Origin of the sequence: Limnothrix sp. PR1529 (assembly GCF_002742025.1) — a bacterium.
GTDB lineage: Bacteria > Cyanobacteriota > Cyanobacteriia > CACIAM-69d > CACIAM-69d > CACIAM-69d.
On the sequence record NZ_LIRO01000119.1, the window covers coordinates 1 to 25048 of the forward strand.

Here is a 25048-nt window from a genome sequence, read left to right on the forward strand (position 1 = left end):
TCCCTGGGAGGAGGAGAGTTCTGCCAAGTTGTTGAGGCTGAGGGCCGTGTGGGGATGGTCGGCTCCCAGCACTCGCTCACGGATTTCCAGCGATCGCCGGTAGAGGGGTTCCGCTGCCTCGTACCGTCCCTGGGATGAGTAGAGTGATGCCAAGTTGTTGAGGCTGGTGGCAGTGTCGGGATGGTCGGCTCCCAGCACTCGCTCACGGATTTCCAGCGATCGCATGGCCCAAGTCTCTGCCAAGCCAAATAGTCCTTGGGCGTGGTAGAGCAAGAATAAATAACTGTTTAACCGAGCGAGTGGGCTACCTAACTCAGTCCAGTCAGTCCACTCCGCAACGGCTTGGGCATGGGGAATAACGTTCCCTAGGGCTTGCACTTGGTCAATCGTCATCGTGTCGCTGATTGACTCCGTTGCCTTCAGCAATTCCTCAACCACTGCTGTTTTGAGAACAAGTGCATCGGGTCGATCAGTGGATTTCTGGGCAAAAAACTCCCGAATTAGCGGATGCAGTCCATATTGCCCATTGCCTAGCCGCTCCAACAAACTCAGCCGCACCAACTCCGCCCGCGCTGCCTCCAGCTCTTCCTCGTCGTCATTGGGCAAACAACCCTGCACCCAAGCCCACAACACCGGAGCCGCTCCAAAACAGCCCAACAACACCGCCAGCCGTTGCGCTTCCTGGCTCAGGACTTGCCAACTCAACTCAAAGGCTGCTGCCACCCCCCGCTCGGCCGTCGTGGTGGCGGGCACTTGGGTCAGCGCCTTGGCCGCCAATCGTTTCTGCTCCAACCGCTGCTGCATCTTGGCCAGCGACAACTCTGGATCAGCCGACAAATAACTGCCCACCAATTCCAGTCCCAAGGGCAAATAGCCCAGCCACTCGCACAGCTTCTCCGCCGTTGCCTGTTCCGCCGCGATCCGACTTTCCCCAACGAAATTGCTCAACAACGCCAAGGCATCCGTCGGTTTCAACAGGCCCAAATCCAGGCGCGATTCTGGATTCAGCCACTGCTCCCGACTGGTGAACAGCACCCGAAACCGATCGCCCACCACCGGAAACCCCTGCACCTGGGCCGCAAAATCCGTCACATCATCCAAAATCAACAACACCCGCCCCGGCGGATCGTCAGCGGTTTTGGGCCAATGGGCTTGGCAAAAGGCCGCCTGCTTTTCTGGTGTGTCCAACTGCGTGAAATCCACCTGGGCAAACCAACGGGGCTGGGCAAAGGCCACCAACTCCCCACAGGCCGCCGCCGCCCGCAGCCACACCACCCCGCCGGGATAGTCGCCCAGGTGCTCCCGCGCATATTGCAAGGCCAGCTCACTCTTGCCCACACCGCCCAAACCGCTCACCCCGGCGATCGCCACCTGGGTTTGGGTCTGCAACAGCCCATGCAACCGCGCCAACTCCGCCTCCCGCCCCACAAAGCGATCGCGCGTCAAACCGTAAACCTTCAAATTATTGGGCGGCCCGTCGATCGTCGGCTCCAGCGGCGGCAACGATAGGTTGAACGTATTGCCAGAAATTACGTTCTGACCGCCCTCAACATTGATGCCGTATCGATTCACAGACGGGGGTGATGGTTCACTCATGGGGCATCGGTGGGGGAGTTCAGGTCGATCGCCTGGTCGATCGCCGTTTGCCAGTCAAAGGGCGCAACTTCGGGAATGTCGCGATCGGCCAGGCCCGTTTCTTCGAGGGCGATCAACCGGCCGCGATCGTACCCATCCGCAAACACCTCCGTCAGCTTGGCTCGCAAACTGGGGTTATCGCGCAAAATCGCCGCAATTTCCTGGCGGGCGCTGCGAATGCTCAACACCCACGATCGACTGCGCTTGGCCGGTTGATAGCGCCACTTCAGCAGATGGGCACAGAGCCGCGCCACTTGGCTAATCAACGCCCGCTTTTCTGATCGCCCCAAGCTTTCCAGCTCCTCCAAAAGATTCTGCGCGTCCAGTTCGCTCCACTGACCCTGGCGAATCAGCGCCGTTTGTTGCTGCACCCAGCCATAGAAGTCGCTGTCGTAGGTAATGGCTCGATCGCCCATCTCCATCGCCCTCGCCGATTCAAAATTGGAAGTTGTTGCCCGAGATCGTATTCTGACCGCCTTTGACGTTGATGCCTTTCCAGTTTTCGATCATGATCGCGGGCATGATCGGAGCCACCTGATGCACCAGGTCTTGCACCGCCGGATCGGCCGTTTCTTCCACCACGATCGCCTCCAACAGCGTCAGATCATCGAACGGATTTTCCAGATTAGCCGCCGGGAGCCGCGCCGCCACCCGATCGCCCAGGGCCGCCACTTGATCGCGCACCGGAGCTGCCAAAGCGCCCACCGCCGTGCGGATTTGGGGCAAGATCGGCTCTAGAACTTCCTTGGTTAACAGTTCGCTGGTGGTTTCTGCCGATTTTTTCAACATCAACACCCCGATCGCCGCTGCGCCCATTGCCAACGGTTCCATCACTTAAACTCCCGTGGGATTGGTCTAATCTGTCTCTGTTTTACAACGTCGATTAGCTCGGTGGCAGGGATTACGCAGAGGTTGTTGGGGGTTTGGGGCCGGGCGATCGCGCAAAATCACCGATCGCCCAGCAAAATCAAGCCATTGCTAAACATCTGCCCCCAGCATTTGCAATCGATAAAGGCTGGCATAAAGACCATCCAAAGCCATCAATTGATCGTGGGTTCCAGATTCTGCCAAACGACCTCGTTTGAGGGCAAAGATGCGATCGACATTGCGAATGGTCGAGAGCCGGTGCGCAATGATAATCGCCGTGCGATCGCGCATCATTCGATCGACCGCTGCTTGAATAACCGCTTCCGTTGCCACATCCAAACTGGACGTGGCTTCATCTAAAATCAGCACTTTGGGTTCTCGAATGGCCACCCGTGCAAAGGCCAAAAGCTGCTTTTGACCGCCCGATAAATTAGTGCCGCGTTCACGCAATTCCGAATCATATCCTTGGGGTAATTGCCGGATAAATTCATCAATGCTGACTCGTTCGGCGGCGGCTTGCACCTCGGTCAGGCTGTAATTTTCCCCGAGGGTAATGTTGCTTTTTACGTCGCCGGAAAAGAGAAATCCATCTTGCAAAATAATCCCTAATTCTCGACGCAAATCGGCCTGGGCCATGTCGCGAATGTCCACGCCATCCAGCAAAATTCGCCCTTCGGTGACTTCATACAAACGGCTGAGTAGCCGGATGATTGAAGATTTGCCCGCGCCCGTGGGCCCCACGAAGGCCACTTTTTCGCCGGGATGAATGGTGAAGTCTAGGTCGTGGAGCACAATTTCATCGGATTTGTAGCCAAAGGAAACATGCTCAAAGCGAATTTCACCACGGGTTTTCAGGCTGGCAAATTGGGCGCGATCGACCTTGGGTGGGTCTTGGATTTCGATCGGCTCTGAGAAGATTCCGTTAATTCGTTCAATGGCGGTGAATCCCGCTTGAATGGCGGTGAATTTTTCGGCAAATTCTCGCAAGGGATCAAACATCCGTTGAGCAAAGAGAATGAAAGCCGCCAAGGTTCCAAACTCGATCGTTTTGCCCGCCACCAATGCGCCGCCATACCAAAGCACCCCGGCGATCGCGACGAGGGAAATCCACTCCAAGGTGGCTGAAACGGCCGAGTCAAAAAAGATGGTGCGATCGACTTCGTGAATATAGTCTTGGTTGGTTTTCCGAAATTGTTTGGCGTTGTAGCGTTCTCGACGGAACAATTGCACCACATTCACGCCCACCAGATTCTCTTGCAGCATCGAATTCAAATCCGATAACCGCTCGCGGGCCCGATAGTTGGCTTTCCGAAATTCCCCTTGAAAATAAACAATGGCCCCCGCGATCGGGATCAACATCAGCAACAGCAATAAGGCCAATTGCCATTGCAGGGTCAACATGGTGGCCACCAACACCACGATCGACAACAGATCGCTCACAATCCCGATCGCGCCCGTGGAGAAAACCTCACCTAAGGCATCCACATCGCTGGTTAGGCGGGTAATCAACCGACCCACTGGCGTGCGATCGAAAAAGCGCATGGCCAGTGCGGTCACATGATCGAATAAATCATTGCGAATATCCGCCGTGATCCGTTGGCCCACTTCCTGCACCAAGTAGCCCTGAAGCCCTTGGAGCGCCAACCGCACCGCCACCGTCACCAACACCAACAGCCCCACGGTATTCAGACCCGATCGCAGGGGCATCGCTTCCAGAAAATCCCAAGCGCTGGCCTCGCCCCGAATCAGCGAGATGGCTTGACCCACCAAAATTGGCTGCAACGCATTGCCCAAGGACAAGGGCAGCAACAAAATCAGCGACACAATCAGCAGCTTGCCGCTGCGACGGGCGTAGGGCACCAGTCGCAAAAAAAGCCGCCAGTCAGTTTCAGAGCGGCGATCGGACGGGGTTTGCGCAGCAGCAAGATTCGCAGTCATAGCCAACCGGTAGAGACACAAATCAAGCCGCCCTGACGGATTGGCGGCCGGGCCTGTTTGCAAAGGCGGGCAGACAATCGATCGGGGTGGCTTGACGGCAATTTCAGTACAGAGTCTCCCCCATTATCGCCTATGAATTCGCCTCCATGACTCGATCGCCCGGTGGCGGCTCAGCGGCTCCAATCGCCCGGCGGATCTCTGTATCGCCCTGTCTGAATTGATACGCGATCGGGATCTGCAATCCATCACGATCAACCATGGTCAAATATCTGCCAAGGAGGCACAAACAGTCAGAAAGGTGGTATTTGACAAAGGGAAAAAATCAGAAATAATCAAAAAAATTGACCGATCTGAAATTAGAACGCGAACCAAGAATTAAGGAGTTTGAGGGTAGAAATCAGCAGAATTTGGGATGACATCTGAATTCGCCATAGGTTATGAATCTGAAGATTTCTGTTTTGGGTGCTCGTGCGTTGACTGCGAATTCTACCTGCCAGCTAGCCCTACAGAATCGTTACCCGCTAGCTCCACAGGAAACGCCTAGGAATTTCTGATGATTCATCCCTTTGCTCCACGACTCGCTCATTATTCACTGCTGCCTTTTTTAGCCCTGATTTTGGGAATACCCACGGGGGCGATCGCCTCGGAAATTCCCTTGCTGACCTTAGACGATCGCCCGACGGTGGCCACCGAAGCCGACCTGCTGGGCACGGATCCCTTAGGCACGGATGACCTGGCCCAAGTCACCGCCGTTTCGCAACTCTCGGATGTGCAACCCACCGATTGGGCGTTTCAGGCGCTGCAATCCTTAGTGGAGCGCTATGGCTGCATTGCCGGTTATCCCGATGGCACGTTCAAGGGCAACCGGCCCCTCAGTCGCTATGAATTTGCCGCCGGGTTGAATGCTTGCCTCGATCGAATCAATGAGCTAATCAAGTCCGCCACCGATCCGCTCGCGACCAAGGAAGACCTGCGGAAATTGCAAAAACTGCAAGAGGAATTTGCAGCGGAACTGGCAGCCCTGCGCGGTCGGGTGGATTCATTGGAAGCCCGCGCTTCGGAACTGGAAACGAACCAGTTTTCGACCACCACCAAGCTGAAAGGCGAAGTGATTTTTGCCTTGGATGACGTATTTGGCAATGGGCGGGCCGGCGACGATGACTTGGATTACAACACGACGTTTTCTTACCGGGCGCGGCTGAATTTCAACACCAGCTTTACCGGAAAAGACGAGTTGCGGGTGCGGCTGCAAAGCAACAACATCGTCCCGATCGATGGGGCCGTGACGGGAACCAGCATGACCCGCCTGTCTTTTGATGGCAACAGCAACAATCGGTTCCGATTGGACGATTTGCACTATCGCTTCCCGATCGGGCACAAAACCCACATGTGGCTGATTGCCAGCGGTCAGGGAACTGACGGCATTGCCGATCCGTTGAATTCGTTTCTGCGCAGTGACAGTGCCGGTTCCCTGTCGCGGTTTGGTCGCTTTAGTTCGATCTACCGCAGTGTGCGCGGCCCCGGGGTTGCGATCGAACATGACTTTAGCGATCGGTGGTCAGTGGATCTGGCCTACCGTGCGCCCCAGGGCAGCAACCCGGATGATGAAGCGGGCCTGTTCAACGGCAGCTACGGCATTTTGGGCCAAATTCTATACCAGCCCAGCAAAAGCGCTGGCATTGGCTTCACCTTCGCCCACACCTACTTTGACGAAGCCGACGTGAATATCACGGACGGCGTGGGCAGTGCCTTTGCCCAACGGCCCTTTAATCGGGTTGATACGTTGGCCAACTCCTATGGGTTGATCGGCTCGGTGCAATTTAGTCCGCGTTTCAACCTGTCCGGCTGGGTGGGCTACACCGATGCCAAAGCCAAATCGGGCAACGATCGGGGAGCCAATGCCGACATTTGGAATTGGGCCGTCACGATGGCTTTTCCGGATCTGTTTAAGGAAGGCAACTTGGGCGGGATTATTTTCGGGATGCCGCCGAAGACCACCCAAAACGATGTGGACAGCCGCGAAGATCGCGATACCTCGTTCCATGTGGAGGCGCTCTACTACCACCAGCTCACGGACAACATTGCCATTACGCCCGGTGTGATTGCGATTTTTAACCCGGAGCACAACAACGATAACGAGACCCAAGTGGTGGGTGTGGTGCGCACTGTGTTCTCTTTCTAACTAAATCCGGTGTGGCCATTCAGCGTAAATACCTGATCCGGCTTTTTGAAAGTAGCAGAGGTGAATCATTGACGGGGAGCCAGCTTTTTCTGGGCAACAGCTCACTGCGGCTCACTGCGGCTCAGTCAATCTCCCCGCAACCGCTTGGCAATTATTGAGGACTAACCCATGACCCATCGTTTTCTGCCACTACTCTCTAGCTCCGCTCTGTTGCCTCTTTTGACCCTGATTTTGGGAATACCCACGGGGGCGATCGCCTCGGAAATTCCCCGGCTGACCTTGGACGATCGCCCCACGGTGGCCACTGAAGCCGACCTGCTGGGCACGGATCCCTTAGGCACGGATCCCTTAGGCACTGATGACCTGGCCCAAGTCACCGCCGTTTCACAGCTCTCGGATTTGCAACCCACCGATTGGGCATTTCAGGCGCTGCAATCCTTAGTGGAGCGCTATGGCTGCATTGCCGGTTATCCCGATGGCACATTTAAGGGCAACCGGCCCCTCAGTCGCTATGAATTTGCCGCCGGGTTGAATGCCTGCCTCGATCGGATCAATGAGCTAATCAAGTCCGCCACCGATCCACTCGCTGCCAAGGAAGATCTGCGGAAATTGCAAAAACTGCAAGAGGAATTCGCAGCGGAGTTGGCAGCCCTGCGGGGGCGGGTGGATGCCCTGGAAGCCCGCACGGCAGAGCTGGAAGCCAATCGCTTTTCGCCGGCCACCAAGCTCCAGTCCGAAGCCATGTTTGCCCTGGCCGATGTTTGGGGCGACGAAAAAGCGGGCGGCGGCGATTTGGACTACAACGCCACCTTTGCCTATTGGGTACGGCTGAATTTCAACACCAGCTTTACCGGTAAAGACGAGTTGCGGGTGCGGCTACAAAGCAACAACATCCTCCCGATCGACGGCGATTTGACGGGAACCAGCATGACCCGCCTGGGGTTTGACGGCAACAGCGGCGGCCAACTCCGGTTAGGGGATTTGTACTACCGCTTTCCCTTGGGCGATCGCACCCGAGCCTGGTTAATTGCCAATGGCCACGGCACGGATGGGATCACGGATCCCCTGAACGTATACCTGCGGAGTGACAGTTCCGGGGCCCTGTCCCGATTTGGGCGCTATAGCTCAATCTATCGCGGGTTGCGCGGCCCCGGTGTGGGAATTCAGCATTGTTTTAATCAACATTGGTCGGCTGATGTGGCCTACCGTGCGCCTCGGGCCAGCAGCCCGGATGATGAGGCGGGGCTGTTCAATGGCAGCTACGGCATTTTGGGGCAATTGCTCTATCAACCCACCCCCAGCACCAGCATTGGCTTCACCTTCACCCACACCTATTTCGATGAAGCGGATGTGAACATTACGGACAACATCGGCAGCGCCTTTGCCCAACGGCCGTTCGATCGGGTGGATACTGCGGCCAATTCCTACGGGTTGATCGGGGCGGTGCAATTCAGTCCCCGTTTCAATTTGTCCGGTTGGGTAGCTTATACGGATGCCGAGGCCAAATCAGGGGGCGATCGGGGGGCCAATGCGGATATCTGGACTTGGGCTGTCACGATGGCTTTCCCGGACTTGTTCAAGGAGGGCAATGTGGGCGGGATTATCTTCGGGATGCCGCCGAAGGCCACCCAAAACGACTTGGCCAGCCGCGAGGATCGGGACACGTCGTTGCATGTGGAAGCCCTCTACCGCCACCGGTTGACGGATAACATCGCCATCACGCCGGGCGTGATCGTGATTGTGAACCCGGAACATGATGAGGACAACGGTATGCAGGTGGTGGGCGTGGTGCGCACTACCTTTGCGTTCTAAGTTCTAAGCTCTGCGTTCTAAGCTCTGCGTTCTGAGGTTTTTTCTAAGGGTTTTGCCGGTGTTGGGAGCCGATCGCCTGGTTCAGTTTTGGGCCGAGGCGATCGGCTGTTTTTGGGGTGGCTGACTGGGCGATCGGGGCGATCGGGGCGGAATCGAGCGGCTCACGGGTGCTTAAATGCAGAAATTGCATGAAATTCATGCTTAAAACGGATTCTGTAAAGTTTTTTGTAACTTGGATTACAAAAGCCCTGAGGCGCGATCGCTAGCATTTGCCCATTCTCAGCTCTAGCAACTACAACTTCTGACCGAATACTCCCTGGCCTCGGCCAGCGGTCAGAAGTTTTTACCCACCGGCATTGACCCCCTCGCTGGTAACTATGGCTCAAGCGATCGCCCCGGCAAGTTCCAAACTCACCAAGTTTGAGAAATTCAAAGCCGAAAAAGACGGACTGCAAGTTAAACACGAACTCGCCACCTTTGCCCGCTTGGGCTGGGAAAACCTCCCCGAAGACGACTTGAATCACCGTTTGAAGTGGCTAGGGGTGTTCTTTCGCCCGGTCACTCCCGGAAAGTTCATGTTGCGGATGCGGTTGCCCCACGGCATTTGCACCAGCGGCCAACTGCGCGTCCTCGCCAGCATCGTTGAGCGCTACGGCGACGATGGCAGCGCCGACATCACCACCCGCCAAAACCTGCAACTACGCGGGATTCGGTTGGATGACATTCCTGAAATTTTCCAACAGCTCGATCGCGCTGGCCTCACCAGCATCCAATCGGGCATGGACAACGTGCGCAACATCACCGGCTCCCCTGTGGCCGGCATTGATGCCGACGAGTTGATCGACACCCGGGGGCTGGTGCGCAAAGTGCAGGACATGATCACCAACAACGGTGATGGCAACCCCAGCTTCACCAACCTGCCCCGCAAATTCAACATCGCGATCGACGGCAGCCGCGACAACTCGGTTCACGCCGAAATTAACGACATCGCCTTCATCCCCGCCTACAAAGACGGCAAGCTTGGGTTCAACGTTGTGGTGGGTGGGTTCTTTTCCGCCAGCCGCGTGGCCCCCGCCATTCCCCTCAATGCCTGGGTGGATCCACGCGATGTGGTGTCCCTCTGCGAAGCGATCTTGGTGGTCTATCGGGATCACGGCCCCCGCGCCAACCGCCAAAAATCTCGGTTGATGTGGCTGATTGACGAGTGGGGAATTGAAAAATTCCGCGCCGTTGTCGAAAAGCAACTGGGATTTCCCTTGATTGCCGCCGCCGAGCAGGATGAGTATTGCTGGGACAAACGCGACCACATCGGCATCCACGCCCAAAAGCAAGTGGGCCTCAACTATGCCGGGTTACACATTCCCGTGGGCCGGCTGAATGCGCGCCAAATGTTTGACCTGGCGCGGTTGGCGGATATCTACGGCAGCGGTGAACTGCGCTTCACCGTTGAGCAAAACGTGATCATTCCCAACATTCCCGATTCCCGGTTAGCGGTTTTTACCCAAGAGCCGCTTTTGAAAACCTTTTCGATCGCCCCGGTTCCCCTCGTGCGGGAACTGGTTTCTTGCACGGGGTCGCAGTTTTGCAACTTTGCGCTGATTGAAACCAAACAGCGTGCCCTGGCCGTGGCCCAAGCCGTCACCGATCGGGTCAAGCTGCCTCGGCCGGTGCGAATTCACTGGACCGGCTGCCCCAACTCCTGCGGCCAGCCCCAAGTGGCCGACATCGGCTTGATGGGCAGCAAGGCCCGCAAGGACGGCAAAACCGTTGAGGCCGTGGACATTTTCCTCGGCGGCAAGGTGGGCAAGGAGGCCCACTTGGGCGATCGGGTCATGAAAGGCATTCCCTGCGAAGACCTGAACGATGTGCTGGTGGACTTGCTGGTGGAGCATTTCCAAGCCGAGCGCAAATCTCCCGCCCTGGCCGAGGCGTAACCCAACCCGGCCCTTAGCTCCCAACACACCACTCGATCCTTCCCGATCGTTGACTCCCCTTCTTTACCTTCAAACTCAGCAACCATGAGCAGCTTTTCTCGCCGCAAGTTTTTGTTCACCGCCGCCACCGCTGCCGGAGCCACCGTTGCGATCCATGGTTGTGCTGCCGGAGGTGGCAACCAGGCCGCCAGCAGCCCGGCCGGTGGCGACTCCGCCGGGGGCAGCCCTTCACCGGCCGCCTCGATCGCCCCGCCGGAAGTAACCAAAGCCAAGCTCGGTTTCATTGCCCTCACCGACGCGGCCCCCTTGATCATCGCCAAGGAAAAGGGCCTCTTCGCCAAATACGGAATGCCCGATGTGGAAGTGGTCAAGCAAGCCTCTTGGGCCGCCACTCGCGACAACCTGGAATTGGGATCGGCCGGCAACGGCATTGATGGATCCCACATCCTGTCCCCCATTCCTTACCTGATGACCACCGGCAAGGTCACCAAAAAGCCTTTGCCGATGAACATCCTGGCCCGCCTCAACACCAATGGCCAGGCAATCTCAGTTAGCAAAGACTACCTAGGGAAAAAGATCGCCCTCGATCCCAAGCCCTTTGTGGAAGCCCTGGCCAAAACCAAGGCCGGCGGCAAAGATGTGAAAGTGGCCGTGACCTTCCCCGGTGGTAACCACGACCTCTGGATGCGGTACTGGTTGGCATCGGCCGGCGCAGACCCTAATAAGGATGTGTCGGTGATTGTGGTTCCGCCGCCGCAAATGGTGGCCAACCTGAAGACCGGAACCATGGAAGCTTTCTGCGTGGGTGAACCTTGGAATGCGCAGTTGGTATCCCAAAAGCTGGGCTTCTCGGCCTTGGTGACCGGTGAGCTGTGGAAAGATCACCCGGAAAAGGCCTTTGCGATGCGTGCCGATTGGGTGGAAAAGAACCCGAACGCCGCCAAAGCCCTGACCATGGCAGTGCTGGAAGCACAAATGTGGTGCGACAAGCCCGAAAACATTGCCGAAATGTGCGACATCATCAGCAAGCGCGAGTGGCTAAAGATCAAGGCGGAAGATATCTTGGGTCGCTCCCAAGGCACGATCGACTTTGGTGATGGGCGTAAGGAAGAAAAATTCCCGCTGGCCATGAAGTTCTGGGCAGACTTCGCCTCCTATCCCTTCAAGAGTCATGACCTGTGGTTTGTCACGGAAGACATTCGCTGGGGTTACTTGCCGGAAAACACCGACACGAAAGCTTTGGTGGATCAGGTCAACCGGGAAGATATTTGGCGCGAAGCAGCCAAGGCGCTGGGTGTGCCCGAGGCGGAAATTCCCAAGGATACGTCGCGCGGGGTGGAAACCTTCTTTGATGGGGTGAAGTTTGATCCGGAAAATCCCAAGGCCTATCTCGATGCTCTGAAGATCAAGGCCCTGAAAGCCTAGTAGCATGGCTGCCTTAATTCACTGGGTTAAATGACCTGGCTGTTACCGTCACCTGATCGTTAAGCAGCAAGGGGCTTAAGCCCCTTGTTACCACGACTGGCTACGCAACTTTGACCCAATATTTTAAGGATGTCGCGCTACTAGGGCTGGGTTCTGAATCGAATGTTGTCAGGCAATCAAAACCTTTCATTCAGGAATGATTGCCATATTGAAGGGAGGGCTGAAGCCACCAGTAACGGTTTCTCTTGATCGAGATTAGACTGCGATTGCCCGATCGAGATTGCCCGATCAAAATTCCTGGGTCAGTCGCCTGAATCAAATCATTTGATCAGGCTTGATAATCTCATCAAGAATGAGCCGTTGTTGGAGGGTTTCAGCCATCTGCGAGCAAGCGCAACGATCGACTCAGGCTGACAACTTGAATGCCCATCGAATGCCCATCGAATGCTCAACGATCGATTGAGGATTTAATCACACTCAGGTTTGACCACCATGGCTGCAAGTAGTTCTAGTTCGCTCGTTGATTCGATTATTCGTTTTGTGCCGCTATCTAAGAAAAATGCCCGCAAAGTGATTGCGGCCATTGTGGGAACGCTCATTTGCTTGGTGGCTTGGCAGGCAATTTGCTCAATTCCCGGAGCACCCTTGCCGGGGCCCCTGGAAGTGTTTGGAGACACCCAGGAATTGATTGTGGGTGCGTTTGATCGCACGGATCCCAACAGCACCGACGTGGGCATTTTCTGGCATTTAATGGCCAGCTTGCAGCGGGTGGCGATCGGCTTTTCAGCGGCGGCAATTATTGGGGTTTTAGTGGGCATTGTGATCGGCAGCAACCCGCTGATCTATGACGCACTGGATCCGGTCTTTCAACTCTTACGAACCATCCCGCCATTGGCTTGGCTGCCCATTTCCTTGGAAGCCTTGAAAAACAACCAATCGGCGGCGCTGTTTGTAATTTTCATTACAGCAGTTTGGCCGGTTTTGCTGAACACGGTAACCGGTGTGCAGCAAGTGCCCCAAGACTACAAAAACGTGGCCCGGGTGCTGCGTTTGGGGCGAGTGGAATATTTCCTGAACGTGCTGTTTCCGGCCACGGTTCCCTATGTTTTCACGGGTCTGCGGATTGGCGTTGGGCTGTCCTGGTTGGCCATTGTGGCGGCGGAAATGCTGGTGGGCGGTGTTGGCATTGGGTTCTTCATCTGGGATGCCTATAACAGCTCCCTGACCAGTGAAATTATCCTGGCGTTGATTTTTGTGGGCTTGGTGGGGCTGTTGCTCGATCGATTCGTGGCTTTTTTGGGCAGCATTGCCGTGCCGCCGGAACGCCGCTAACGGGCGAAGTTTGGGCATAGCTTTGGATAACTCACTCGATCGCACAACACCGATCGCACAACACCATGACTCCTTTTTTGGAAATCGATCACGTTGACAAAATCTTTCCGCTGCCGGGGGGCGATCGCTACATTGCGCTCCAAAACATCAACGTTGAGATCAAGCAAGGGGAATTTATTTCCCTGATTGGTCACTCTGGCTGCGGCAAGTCCACCCTGCTGAACATCATTGCGGGCCTCGATCGCCCCACCAGTGGCGGGGCCATCTTGAACGGTCGCCAAATTGAAGCCCCGGGGCCCGATCGGATGGTGGTGTTCCAAAACTACTCCCTGTTGCCCTGGAAAACCGTCCGCGACAACATCGCCCTGGCCGTCAACACGGTGCTCAAGAACCTGCCCAAGGAAGAGCGGCGGGCGATCGTGGAGGAAAATATTCAGCTCGTAGGGTTGGCCCACGCGGCCGATAAGCTTCCCGGCGAACTGTCCGGCGGCATGAAACAGCGGGTGGCGATCGCCCGGGCCCTGGCCACCCGTCCTCAAGTGTTGTTGCTCGATGAACCCTTCGGGGCCTTGGATGCCCTGACCCGGGGCGGCCTCCAAGAGCAACTGATGCGCATTTGCGAAGAGAGCCATGTCACCTGCGTGATGGTGACCCACGATGTGGACGAGGCCTTGCTCCTGAGCGATCGGGTGGTGATGCTAACCACCGGCCCCGCCGCCCATGTGGGGCAAATTCTGGAGGTGGATATTCCCCGTCCTCGCAGCCGCATGGACGTGGTGAACCATCCCAGCTACTACAGCCTGCGCAACGAAATCGTTTACTTCCTCAATCAACAAAAACGTTCCAAAAAACGGAAAGTGGCGGCCCCTGTGGTGGCGGCCGGCAATGGCCTGGAAAAGGTCAACTTGGAGCTGGGTTTCATTCCCCTCACTGACTGTGCGCCCCTGGCGATCGCCCGGGAAAAGGGATTCTTTGCCAAGCACGGCCTAGAGCAGGTCACCCTTCAGCGCAAACCCAATTGGAAATCGATCGCCCATGGGGTCGCCAGCGGCCAGCTCGACGCGGCCCAAATGGTAACCGGAATGCCCTTGGCCATGACCCTGGGCAGCAGCGAAAGCGAACCCGTGCCAATCCAAGCCTCCATGGTGCTGTCCCGCAACGGCAACGCCATCACCTGGGGCAAACGCCTGATCGAACAGGGCGTGAATGACCTGGCCACCTTCAAAAGTCTGATTGAGCGGGATCCGGACAAGGTTCACACCTTTGCCATGGTGCATCCGGCTTCCATGCACAACCTGTTGCTGCGGCATTGGTTCGCCTCCGGGGGCATTGACCCCGATTGGGATATCAGCTTGGCCACCGTGCCGCCGCCGCAGATGGTCTCGAACCTGAAGGCGGGCAACATTGACGGCTATTGCGTTGGAGAGCCTTGGAACTCCCGAGCCGTGCAAGAGGGCATTGGTCAGATCATGGCCACGGATCTTGACCTGTTCCCGGGTCATGTGGAAAAAGTGCTGGGGGTGCGGGAAGATTGGGCCCAGGCCTATCCCAATACCCATGCTGCCCTGCTGACGGCTCTGCTGGAGGCCTGTGAATATTGCGATGATCATCGCAACCGGGCTGAGGTGTTGGAAATTTTGGCCCGCCCCGACTATGTGGGGCTGCCGGTGGAGATGATTTCGCCCGGGTTCCTGTCGCCGCTCGATCGGGGTGATGGTTCCGAGGCCCAAGCGCTTTACACCTTCCATCAGTTCTTTGTGAGCCGATCGGCCTGTCCCGACGCGGTACAGTCCCTTTGGACTTTGGCCCAAATGGCCCGCTGGGAAATTACGCCCTTCCCCCGCAATTGGGTGGAGGTGATGGAACGGGTGAACCCGACGGCCACCTATCTGACTGCGGCTCGCAATTTGGGACTGCCGGAGGTGGAATTAGACCGCAAGCCGATCGTCCTATTTGACGGCCAAACCTTTGACCCCGATCGCCCGATCGACTACCTCGACAACCTGGCGATTAAACGCAATGTCCGTGTGGCCGAAATTCGGGTCGATGAAATCTTTAGCTGCTCCGTTTCCCCTAGCTAAGGGGCCCGCCTGTGGCCCGATGCCGATCGCCCCAACTCTTCATCCTCTGACTCGATCGACCCCTTCCTCAGCCCTGGCAATCCTATGCAAACCCTCTCTTCTCAAACCGTCCCGCCCATGGTTGTCGCAGCGGAACCCGATTTTTTGGTGATTGACCAAGTTTCCAAGGTCTATCAAACGCCCAAGGGGCCATACCCCGTGCTGGATGGGGTCAACTTGCGGGTAGCCGAAGGTGAATTTGTTTCGGTGATTGGTCACTCGGGTTGCGGCAAGTCCACCCTATTGAACATGGTTTCGGGCTTTGCGGAACCGACGGCCGGTGAAGTGCGCCTAGAGCAGCAGCGAATCACTCGGCCCGGCCCCGATCGGATGGTCGTGTTCCAAAACTATGCCCTGCTGCCCTGGAAAACCGTTTTGGAAAATGTGTTGTTGGCGGTAAAAGCCGTTTACACCACCCAACCCAAGGAAGCACAACGGCAATTGGCCCTGAAATATTTGGAGATGGTGGGGTTGACTGAGGCGATTCACAAGCGGCCGGCGGAAATTTCCGGGGGGATGAAACAGCGGGTGTCGATCGCCCGGGCCCTGGCCATTTGCCCCAAGGTGTTGATTTTGGATGAACCCTTTGGGGCGTTGGATCCCATCACCCGCGAAGAGTTGCAAGACGAGTTGCTGCAAATTTGGCGGGAAAATCAGGTCACGGTGTTGATGATCACCCACGACATTGATGAGGCGCTCTACCTGTCCGATCGATTGGTGATGATGACCAATGGCCCCGCCGCCAAGATTGGGGAGGTGATGGATATTCCGTTCCCCCGACCGCGTGATCGGGCCCGACTTTTGGAAGATCCCAAATATTACGAGCTGCGCAACTACGCACTCGACTTCCTCTATAACCGCTATGCCCACGATGACGCGGCGGAATAGGGCTGAGGGTTGGCCCCCGATCGGCTCTTACGCGATCGGCTCCTACACGATCAGCGCTTAATTGGCCTCATGGGCCTCTCTCCTCAGCTCAATGCTCAGTTCAACATTCAGTTCAACGCCCCGCCAGGGGCATTTTTTTGACTCATGGCCCGCTGGAATCGTTGCCTAGCTGCGGCTTGACTTATTTTCACAACATATTCGCAACTTAGAGGTTGTTTTAATTAATCCATGGAATCTGTCAGAACCGTTTGTCCCTACTGCGGTGTGGGGTGTGGTTTGGAAGTGGTGCAAGGGCCGGCGGGGCTGAAGGTGCGGGGCGATCGGGCCCATCCTTCCAGCCAAGGCATGGTTTGCGTAAAAGGGGCAACGATTTTGGAGTCGATCGACCGCGATCGGCTGCTGTACCCCATGTGGCGATCTGCTTTGGATCAAGACTTTCAGCGGATTAGTTGGGACGAGGCCTTTGAGGCGATCGTGCATCGCATCCAAACCGTTTTGGCCAACCAAGGGCCCGACGGCCTTTGTATGTATGGCTCCGGGCAGTTTGTCACGGAGGATTACTACACGGCCCAAAAACTGATCAAGGGTTGCCTGGGAACCAACAATTTTGATGCCAATTCGCGGCTTTGCATGTCTTCCGCCGTCTCGGGCTACTTACGCAGCTTTGGGGCCGATGGGCCCCCCTGTAGCTATGACGATTTGGAGCTGACGGATTGCCTGTTCGCGATCGGGACCAACACGGCCGAATGTCACCCGATCGTCTTTAACCGGTTCCGCAAACACCACAAGGCCAACCCCGATCGAGTGCGATTGGTGGTGGTGGATCCCCGCTGCACCGAAACGGGCCAGGTGGCCGATCTCCATTTGCCCATTCGCCCCGGCACTGACATCGACTTACTGAACGGCATGGCCCACCTGCTGCTGAAGTGGGATCAGATCGATCGCGCCTATATCGAAGCCCACACGGGCGGCTTCGCAGCCTACGAAGATTTGGTGCAACATTACCCGCCCGATCGCGTGGCCGAGCAATGCGGCATTTCGGTGGAGTCGATCGAGGCGGCGGCGCGAATTTGGGCCCAGAGCGATCGGGTCTTGTCCCTTTGGTCTATGGGCATTAACCAATCCTCCGAAGGCACAGCCAAAGTCCGCAGCATCATTAACCTGCACCTGCTGACGGGGCAAATGGGCAAACCGGGCGCGGGGCCCTTTTCCCTCACCGGCCAGCCCAACGCCATGGGCGGCCGCGAGGCCGGCGGTTTGTCGCGGTTGCTGCCGGGCTATCGCTCCGTGACCAATCCCCAGCACCGGGCCGAAGTGGAGGATTTTTGGAACCTGCCCCCGGGTCGCATTTCCTCAACACCGGGCCGGGCCGCCTGGGAAATTGTGGAAGGGCTGGAGGCGGGAGCGGTGGGCCTGTTGTGGATTGCGGCCACCAATCCCGCCGTTAGTTTTCCCGACCTGAACCGCACCAAAGCCGCCCTGAGTCGATCGCCCTTCACGATCTATCAAGAAGCCTATTACCCCACGGAAACCAGTGCCTTTGCTCATTTGCTGCTGCCCGCCACCCAATGGAGCGAAAAAACCGGCACGATGACCAATTCTGAGCGGATGGTGACCCTTTCCCAGGCGTTTCAGCCCCCTCCGGGAGAAGCCAAGGAAGATTGGGCCATCTTTGCGGAGGTGGGCCGGCGGCTCGGCTTCCGGGAGCAGTTTTGGTTCCAATCCTCGGCGGAGGTCTACGGCGAATTTGTGCAATTGACCCGAGGCCGCCCTTGCGACATGACCGGTTTGAGTCACGATCGGCTCAGAACCGCTGGCCCCCAACAATGGCCTTTTCCGGCGGATGGGGCGATCGACCCTTTGCAGCCAGCCCCCGCCAAGCGGTTGTATACCGATGGACAATTCCATACTCCCGATCGGCGGGCCCAATTTTTGGCGGTGCACTCGCGCGGGCTGGCGGAACCACCCGATGCGGCCTATCCCCTCGTGTTGACCGTAGGCCGGCTCTATGGCCATTGGCACACCCAAACCCGCACCGGTCGGATTGAAAAAATCAAAAAGCTGCACCCGAATCCCTTCATCGAAATTCACCCCAAGGATGCGGAACCCCTGGGCATCCGGGAGGGCGACTGGGTGGCGGTGAAGTCGCGCCGGGGCGATGGGCGGTTTCCGGCCAAGGTGACCCGGGCGATCGCGCCGGGAACCGTGTTTGTGCCCATGCATTGGGGATCCCTGTGGGGTGACGGGGCCGAAGCCAACGCCCTCACCCACCCGGAAGCTTGTCCCGACTCCTTTGAACCGGAACTGAAGGCATGTGCTGTTCAGTTGCAAAAGCTGGCCTCACCGCCCAGCAATCTGGATAATTGAGTCTGCAAGTGATCCAACTCAACCGCAGGTGCTGAAATGTCGAAATCTGTCAGTAATGAAGCGATCGAAACCCTGGCCGCAGAGATTGGCGATGTGGCCTATCTGGACATTGCCAAATGGCATCTCGATTTGGCCCATGCCCATTTGCACAGTGCCCTCGCTGAAAAAATCTATCCCCTCTTGCTCGATCGCACCTTCAGCCGTGCCAAGCTGACCGCTTTGTTAGGGGAAATGGCGATCGAAATTGGGGCCGGCAAGCGATCGATTCCCCTGTTGGATTTCATTCCCGATCGGGAGGTGGAGCGGCTTTATCAGGCGATCGATGACTACCAAGCCAAGCTCTAGTAGCATGGCTACCTTAATTCGCTGGGTTAAATTACATAGCTGTTACCGTCACCTGATCGTTAAGCAGCAAGATGCTCAAGCCCCTTGTTACCACGACTGGCTCCGCAATTTTGACCCAATGTATTAAGCCTGTCGCGCTACTAGGAGGGCGAATCAGGGCGCTAATTGGGGGGACTCATTAAAAAAACAATGAGCCATTTTCGGTTACGGCCCCATCGCCCAGCCATCAATGCCAACCCTGCAAAATCCCTCCAAAATCATTCCCAAGTCACTCCAAAGTCAAGAAGTCCTCAAAGTTGGTACGCTAACTGACCGTTGCGATCGCCCGGGCCGTGCCTACAATATGGGGTTGTTTTCTCGCAGCTTGAGCAAAATACATGGGTCGCGCCAAGAAAGTTGTCCTCGCCTACTCCGGCGGTGTGGATACCTCCGTTTGCATTCCCTACCTGATGCAGGAATGGGGCGTTGAAGAAGTCATTACCCTGGCCGCCGACTTAGGGCAAGGCGACGAACTGGGCCCCATCAAGCAAAAAGCCCTCGACTCCGGAGCCAGTACTTCGCTGGTGGCGGATCTGCGGGCCGAGTTCGTGCAGGATTATGCGTTCCCGGCCCTGCGGGCCAATGCCCTTTACGAAAACCGCTATCCCCTTTCAACGGCCCTGGCGCGCCCGCTGATTGCCAAGGCGCTCGTGGAGGCGGCGGCGGAATATGGCGCAGACGCGGTAGCCCACGGTTGTACGGGCAAGGGCAACGACCAAGTGCGGTTTGATGTGGCGATCGCGGCCCTCGACCCCACCATTAAGGTGTTGGCTCCCGCTCGCGAGTGGGGCTTCAGCCGCGAAGAAACGATCGCCTACGGGGAAAAGTTCGGGATTCCCGCGCCCGTGAAGAAAAAGTCGCCCTTCAGCATCGATCGCAACCTGCTGGGCCGCAGCATTGAAGCAGGCCCCCTTGAGGATCCCTGGACGGAGCCGCCGGAAGAAATTTACCTGATGACCAAGGCGATCGCCGACACGCCGGATGAGCCGGACTACGTGGAAATTGGCTTTGAAGCGGGCACGCCGGTCACCCTGGACGGCCGCACCTTGGACTCGATCGCCCTGATTGAGGAACTCAACACCCGCGTCGGCAACCACGGCATCGGCCGGATCGACATGGTGGAAAACCGCTTGGTGGGGATTAAGTCCCGCGAAATCTACGAAGTGCCGGCCCTGTCGGTGCTGATCGCCGCCCACCGGGATCTGGAGAGCCTGACCCTGACCGCTGATGTGAGCCACTACAAGCGCGGCATTGAAGAAACCTACAGCCAATTGATCTACAACGGTCTCTGGTACAGCCCCTTGAAGGCAGCGCTGGACGGATTCATCAACGAAACCCAAAAGCGGGTAACCGGCACAGTGCGGATCAAGCTGTTCAAGGGCAATGCGGCGATCGTCGGTCGCAAGTCCGAGCAGAGTCTTTACACGCCAGAGCTGGCTACCTACGGGTCTGATGATGAATTTGACCACAAGGCCGCCGAGGGCTTCATCTATGTTTGGGGTCTGCCGACGCGGGTTTGGTCAGAAAAACTGCGCCAAGGCTAGGACTGGTCGGCGAATTGCCTGAGACCCTATGGTCTGAAACTCTGATTCCGCCCTGAAGATCATAGGGGGCAAGGGGCTTGATGGCCTGTCGTCATTTCCATTGCCGTAGGGGTTGGGTCTCCCAACCCTAACCCGAGCGATCGCCACAACCCCGCCCAGCCCTGGAACCGGGATCACAGGGGCTGGGCGTGGAGACCCCGCCCCTACGATTAAACCCATGACAGGCCCTAACCCGTTTCAGCAAGTCCCGATCGGCCTGTTGGAACGGGTTTAGACTGGGAAAGCGACCCTGAGGCCAAGGTTCCCATGCTGTTCACTCAAGTGCTTCGGGGAAGGATTGCCCATTGGAGGTCTAAGCCCTCCCAGCGATCGCCCCAAACCGCAACCCCAACTCTGCCCGAGCGAGGGACTGACGCGATCGCCCCGCAACCCGCCCCGGGCGATCGATCAGGGCCATTGGGCCGATCGGGCTGGCGGTGGTCATCGTTGCAGGGGCGACTCACCCTTGAATTAGGGGCGATCGCGGTCTTGAGCCTGAGCACGGCGGCCCTTTGGTCCACCTGGCAAATGGAGCAGACCCTCGCCACCGCCCACAAGCAAACCCTCAGTTATATTTCCCAGCGCTTTCCCGAGGAGCTGGCCCTCTACGATCAGCACGAAGGGCTAGCCAGTGGATTAACCACCACCATCGATAAGGTGGCCATGGCGGGGCTGTTAGCTTGGGTCACCGATGATCAAGGGCGCTTGCTGGCCCAACCCAAAGATGATCAGAATTATCAAATCGTCCGCAATTTGGTGCAGTCTTTACCGGCCGCTGCCCAACGGTTGACCATTGTTCACCGCGATGGCCGAGTTTGGGTTTTATGCGAGCAGCCCTTGACGGTACGGGGCCGGGCGATCGGGCGGGTCTACTTTGCCCAAGACGTGAGCCATGATTGGCACAAGCTCCATGGCAGTTTGCGGCTGCTGTGGTTGGTGAATGGTTTAGCCATGGTGGTTGCTCTGGGGGCGATCGGGCGGCGAATTCGCTTAGCCCTCCTGCCCTTGGCCACCATGAGCCAAGTGGCCAGCGCCGTTTCTGCCGATGACTTGGCCGGGGCCCGCCTGGAGTTGCAAGGGGCCCCCGATGAAGTTCGGGGCCTAGCCCAAGCCTTTAATGAGATGTTGGCGCGGCTGTCGCGTTCTTGGGAACAACAACGGCAATTTGTGGGCAATGTTTCCCATGAATTGCGCACCCCGCTCACGGTGGTGTTGGGTTATTTGCAAAGCCTCCTGCGGCGCAGCACCAACCTGAATGACTATCAGTTGCAAGCCTTGACCACGGCGGAAGCGGAGGCCGATCGCACCGTGCGCATGTTGCAGGATTTGTTAGATCTGGCCCGCATTGATAATCGGCAACTGCACTTGCGGCAAGCGCCGATCGTCCTTAATACCCTGCTGTCAGAGGTGACGGATTGGCAACGGCTGGCCTGCGATCGGCCCATTCATTTGCATTTGGTGGCGGAGGATGTGGTGGTTTTGGCTGACCGCGATCGCCTGACCCGCGCTATTCGGAATTTGCTCGACAATGCCGTGAAATATTCCGCCCCTGAGCAGCCCGTGACCCTGCAACTGAGCCATCAGGCGGGCTGGGCCGCCATTGAAGTGCGCGATCGCGGGATGGGCATTCCTCCGGATCAACAAGCCCGGGTTTTTGAACGCTTCTATCGGGGTGAAGATGAAATGACCCGATCGCGCGATGGCACGGGTTTGGGCCTGGCGATCGCCAAGGGAGCCGTGGAAGGAATGGGCGGCCGCATCGATCTGCAATCGCAACCGGGCCTGGGCAGCACCTTCACGATCAGACTTCCTCGCTGGCACATGCCCTCTGCATCCGATTCATCCGTTGATCCGTTGATCAATCCGTGATTGATGGCCATTATGGTTTCACCCTTGAAGCTTAATCCCCCCACAGCCCGAATTCTGGTGGTGGAAGATGATGCCAATTTGGCGCGATTTGTGGCGGGAGAATTGGAACTGGAGGGCTACGGGGTAACCGTGGCAACCACAGGACTGGAGGGGCTGAACGCCGCCCGATCGCACCCGTCGCCGGATCTGCTGATTTTGGATTGGATGTTGCCGGGGCTGTCGGGCTTGGATCTTTGTTTGCGGTTGCGGGAAACGGGCTTACAGGCCCCCATTATTCTGCTGACGGCCCGGGATGAAATTCTCGATCGGGTCACGGGCTTGAATGCGGGCGCGGATGATTATGTGGTGAAACCCTTCAGCATTGCGGAGCTGTTGGCGCGGGTGCGGGCCCATTTGCGGCGAGTTTCGCCCCACGAACCCGATCAAATCACCCTGGCAGATTTGACCCTGAATCCGCTAACCAGGGAGGTGCAACGTGGGGGCGATCGGGTGGACTTAACGGCCAAGGAGTTTGATTTACTCGAGTTTTTGTTGCGCCATCCGCGTCAGGTGATTTCGCGCGATCGACTGTTGGAATCCGTCTGGGGCAATAACTTTGGTGGCGAATCTAACATCGTGGAAGTCTATATCCGAGCCTTGCGGATCAAATTAGAAATGGCCCAGCGCCCTCGCCTGATCCACACCTTGCGGGGGGTTGGTTATGTTTTGCGCGAGTCGCCCTGATTGAGCGATTGCTTGATCTAGCGATCGGGAGCGGAGCCTGTCCAGGTTTGATCACCAACGATCACGCGGAGGGTTCCCCCTTCCCAATCTTGGGTGATCAGCGGTCGATCGGGGCGGGCTGGGTTGCGCGATCGATAGGCCGCAAACTGGCCCCAATCGAGCTTTTCCCCGTTGCGTTTCACAACGGGGCGATCGGGCCCCCGTTGGGTCACGGCCAGTTGATCGCCTTGGGAACCGGTGAAAGTGACCGTGTTTTGGTTCACAACCCAGCGCGATCGCCCCAACACCGCCGCCCGAAACGTAGCGAAATTCTGATTAGCTCCCGGTTCTCCAACCTCCATGGCCCAGCCTGTGAGGGTTCCGGCAGGGCGATCGGGGCGAGCCACCCACAGTTGATCCGTGGGATAGCGCTTTTGTAGCTTGGTGGTTTCGCTGTCGTTTACCTGGGGCAGCGTCAGCCCGATCGGGTAAATGGCAATCCAAGTTTCGGCCAACTGCCAAAACAAAACCGGCTGACCGGCGGCGGTTTGGGCCGTTTCGCTGGCGGCCGCTTGGGGCAAACTCCACTGAAACGGGGCCCGCCCGTCATTCAGCCACACCAACAGGGGCCCAAACTGCCCGATCGCGTCGTGGGTGTCCGGTTGGTGGTGGGTAGAAATTTTTTCGGGATTCACCCCGGAACCGGCCAGCAGGTAATCCACGCCCCGGCTGGGGTGGGTGGCTAGCAGTTTAAAACCGTTCACATCATCGATCGATCCTTGGGCCAGGCTGCCCAATTGGAAGGTGCGGCCAAAGTAGAGCGTTTCGTAATACAAGGGGCGATCGCGCGCGCCCGGTTTCCAATGTTCATAGGTGGGTTTGCCCGCAAACACCTCTTGGGGGCGATCGAACCGTTTGCGGGCCAGGGCCACCGCCACGGCCGGCGGTCGGTAACCACTGGTGAGGGCATGAACACCATCGGGGTCGGGATCCGGATCCGGGGCGATCGCCTCCCCAAAATATAAATTCAGCAGTTTGCTCGCCAAAGCGGCCAAGGGCGCATTTCCCTTGCTAGCGTCGCGTTTGCTGGGGCCCCCGAAGCCGCCGCGCCAATATTTCAACGCTCCGGTGATGCTTAACCAATCCAGGGCGGCCTTAGCCGTGGCACGCATTTCCGGTTCCGGCGCAAAGTCGTAAAGATTCAGCCAGGCGGTGAACGTGTGGCCCCAGTAGGTTTCCGAGTCCCATTCCCCCTGGCCAATTTTGTAAAGATTGCGGGCGAAACTTTGCAGGCGATCGCGGTAAATGGCGGCGGTTTCTCGGTTGCCGGCTTCCATGGCAAACAGATAAACGGCCGTTTCTCGCATCGATCGCAAATTATCGGTGTTGCGGCAATCTACCCAGGTGATGCAGTTATCGCGCGATCGATTCCAAAAGGGCTGCGGGGTGCTGAAAAACTGCTTCAGGGGATCCAACTTTGTCCAGAGGGCGGCTCCCTGCTTCATCTGATCGCGATAGGCCGGATCGAGAAATTGCCCAAAATAAAAGTATTTGCGCACCTGCCCCTTCAGGGTGAAGGCGGGATAGAAATCGATGCCAAGGGTATGTTCGGTGCTGCTGGGGATCGGGTCGGGGTTTTGCAGGAAGGAGATCGCCCGATCGCGGTTGCCCGCCAAAAAGTCCAGCATGGCCTTGGGATAGGACTTTTTCTCATTTTCAAAATAGCCATTGCCGTAGGTTTTGGGGTTGGCAAATTGGGCAATGAGGGCCCGTCCCCGAGCTTGGTAGACCGCTTCCCACTCTGCGGGCCAAGGGTTGGCTCCGTCGGGCGGGACGATCGGGACGTTGGCGGCGATCGGGCTGGGGTTGGGCGATCGCTCCGGGGGTGAGGATTGAGCCGATCGGGAGGATTGAGCCGATCGGGGGGCTTCCGCCTGAACCGCACAGCCCGCCACCATCACCCAGCCGATCGTGGCCACCCAGCCGTAGGTGCTAGTTTTTTTACTCACA

General features: G+C 57.5%; 20 protein-coding genes. 12 read left to right on the plus strand and 8 right to left on the minus strand.

Going from position 1 to position 25048, the window contains the following annotated elements:
* The 5 genes from AMR42_RS16630 to AMR42_RS21410 form a co-directional block, all read right to left on the minus strand.
* On the minus strand, positions 1-1596 hold a 1596-nt coding region (locus tag AMR42_RS16630; RefSeq protein WP_143473153.1), incomplete at its 3' end, for a tetratricopeptide repeat protein.
* Positions 1593-2051: a DUF29 domain-containing protein gene (locus AMR42_RS16635; protein ID WP_158234520.1), complete on the minus strand. Its 459-nt coding sequence runs from the start codon at positions 2049-2051 to the stop codon at positions 1593-1595. The genes AMR42_RS16635 and AMR42_RS16630, both read right to left, overlap by 4 nt.
* Before the next feature lie 19 nt (positions 2052-2070).
* Positions 2071-2466: a hypothetical protein gene (locus AMR42_RS16640; RefSeq protein ID WP_099534777.1), complete on the minus strand. Its 396-nt coding sequence runs from the start codon at positions 2464-2466 to the stop codon at positions 2071-2073.
* A gap of 147 nt (positions 2467-2613) precedes the next feature.
* Positions 2614-4440 carry an ABC transporter ATP-binding protein gene (locus tag AMR42_RS16645; protein ID WP_099534778.1) on the minus strand — a complete coding sequence of 609 codons (1827 nt, stop codon included), beginning with the start codon at positions 4438-4440 and terminating at the stop codon, positions 2614-2616.
* Positions 4441-4570: 130 nt separating this feature from the next.
* Positions 4571-4699, minus strand: a complete 129-nt coding sequence (locus tag AMR42_RS21410; RefSeq protein WP_255407560.1) for a hypothetical protein — start codon at positions 4697-4699, stop codon at positions 4571-4573.
* A 294-nt stretch (positions 4700-4993) separates the two neighbouring features.
* Here AMR42_RS21410 and AMR42_RS16650 point away from each other — a divergent pair, with 294 nt between their 5' ends.
* Positions 4994-6622, plus strand: coding sequence for an iron uptake porin (locus tag AMR42_RS16650; RefSeq protein WP_099534779.1), 1629 nt, complete (start codon positions 4994-4996; stop codon positions 6620-6622).
* Positions 6623-6790: 168 nt separating this feature from the next.
* Entirely contained in the window at positions 6791-8434 is a 1644-nt protein-coding gene (locus AMR42_RS16655; protein WP_099534780.1) for an iron uptake porin, read from the plus strand.
* 43 nt (positions 8435-8477) lie between these two features.
* On the opposite strand, the gene AMR42_RS20665 is transcribed toward AMR42_RS16655, so the two are convergent.
* Complete coding sequence (locus tag AMR42_RS20665; RefSeq protein ID WP_158234521.1) at positions 8478-8624, minus strand: hypothetical protein; 147 nt, start codon at positions 8622-8624, stop codon at positions 8478-8480.
* A 187-nt stretch (positions 8625-8811) separates the two neighbouring features.
* Here AMR42_RS20665 and AMR42_RS16660 point away from each other — a divergent pair, with 187 nt between their 5' ends.
* The 8 genes from AMR42_RS16660 (at position 8812) to AMR42_RS16695 (ending at position 20428) form a co-directional block, all read left to right on the plus strand.
* Positions 8812-10368 (plus strand): ferredoxin--nitrite reductase, encoded by a 1557-nt coding sequence (locus AMR42_RS16660; RefSeq protein WP_099534781.1) that lies wholly within the window; start codon positions 8812-8814, stop codon positions 10366-10368.
* 84 nt (positions 10369-10452) lie between these two features.
* Positions 10453-11793, plus strand: coding sequence for a CmpA/NrtA family ABC transporter substrate-binding protein (locus AMR42_RS16665; RefSeq protein ID WP_099534782.1), 1341 nt, complete (start codon positions 10453-10455; stop codon positions 11791-11793).
* A gap of 492 nt (positions 11794-12285) precedes the next feature.
* Positions 12286-13125 carry a nitrate ABC transporter permease gene (gene ntrB / locus AMR42_RS16670; protein WP_099534783.1) on the plus strand — a complete coding sequence of 280 codons (840 nt, stop codon included), beginning with the start codon at positions 12286-12288 and terminating at the stop codon, positions 13123-13125.
* Between the two features lie 65 nt (positions 13126-13190).
* Positions 13191-15206 (plus strand): nitrate ABC transporter ATP-binding protein, encoded by a 2016-nt coding sequence (locus tag AMR42_RS16675; protein WP_099534784.1) that lies wholly within the window; start codon positions 13191-13193, stop codon positions 15204-15206.
* Positions 15207-15290: 84 nt separating this feature from the next.
* Positions 15291-16133 (plus strand): ABC transporter ATP-binding protein, encoded by an 843-nt coding sequence (locus AMR42_RS16680; protein WP_099534785.1) that lies wholly within the window; start codon positions 15291-15293, stop codon positions 16131-16133.
* Positions 16134-16361: 228 nt separating this feature from the next.
* Positions 16362-18500, plus strand: a complete 2139-nt coding sequence (locus tag AMR42_RS16685; protein WP_099534786.1) for a molybdopterin oxidoreductase family protein — start codon at positions 16362-16364, stop codon at positions 18498-18500.
* Between the two features lie 36 nt (positions 18501-18536).
* Positions 18537-18845, plus strand: a complete 309-nt coding sequence (locus tag AMR42_RS16690) for a DUF3181 family protein (RefSeq protein ID WP_099534787.1) — start codon at positions 18537-18539, stop codon at positions 18843-18845.
* A gap of 377 nt (positions 18846-19222) precedes the next feature.
* A complete protein-coding gene (locus AMR42_RS16695; protein ID WP_099534788.1) occupies positions 19223-20428 on the plus strand; it encodes an argininosuccinate synthase in 1206 nt (401 codons plus the stop codon).
* A gap of 352 nt (positions 20429-20780) precedes the next feature.
* On the opposite strand, the gene AMR42_RS21415 is transcribed toward AMR42_RS16695, so the two are convergent.
* The gene (locus AMR42_RS21415) at positions 20781-20912 is read right to left on the minus strand and encodes a hypothetical protein (protein WP_255407561.1); all 132 of its coding nucleotides are present in this window, start codon (positions 20910-20912) and stop codon (positions 20781-20783) included.
* A gap of 2 nt (positions 20913-20914) precedes the next feature.
* Between AMR42_RS21415 and AMR42_RS16700 the strand changes: the two genes are divergently transcribed.
* Both AMR42_RS16700 and AMR42_RS16705 read left to right on the plus strand, forming a co-directional pair.
* Positions 20915-22336: a HAMP domain-containing sensor histidine kinase gene (locus AMR42_RS16700; RefSeq protein ID WP_234407060.1), complete on the plus strand. Its 1422-nt coding sequence runs from the start codon at positions 20915-20917 to the stop codon at positions 22334-22336.
* 24 nt (positions 22337-22360) lie between these two features.
* Positions 22361-23059, plus strand: coding sequence for a response regulator transcription factor (locus AMR42_RS16705; RefSeq protein WP_234407061.1), 699 nt, complete (start codon positions 22361-22363; stop codon positions 23057-23059).
* A gap of 17 nt (positions 23060-23076) precedes the next feature.
* Here the strand turns inward: AMR42_RS16705 and AMR42_RS16710 are convergent, their stop codons facing one another.
* Complete coding sequence (locus tag AMR42_RS16710; RefSeq protein ID WP_199858224.1) at positions 23077-25047, minus strand: hypothetical protein; 1971 nt, start codon at positions 25045-25047, stop codon at positions 23077-23079.
* Position 25048: the final 1 nt, after the last annotated feature.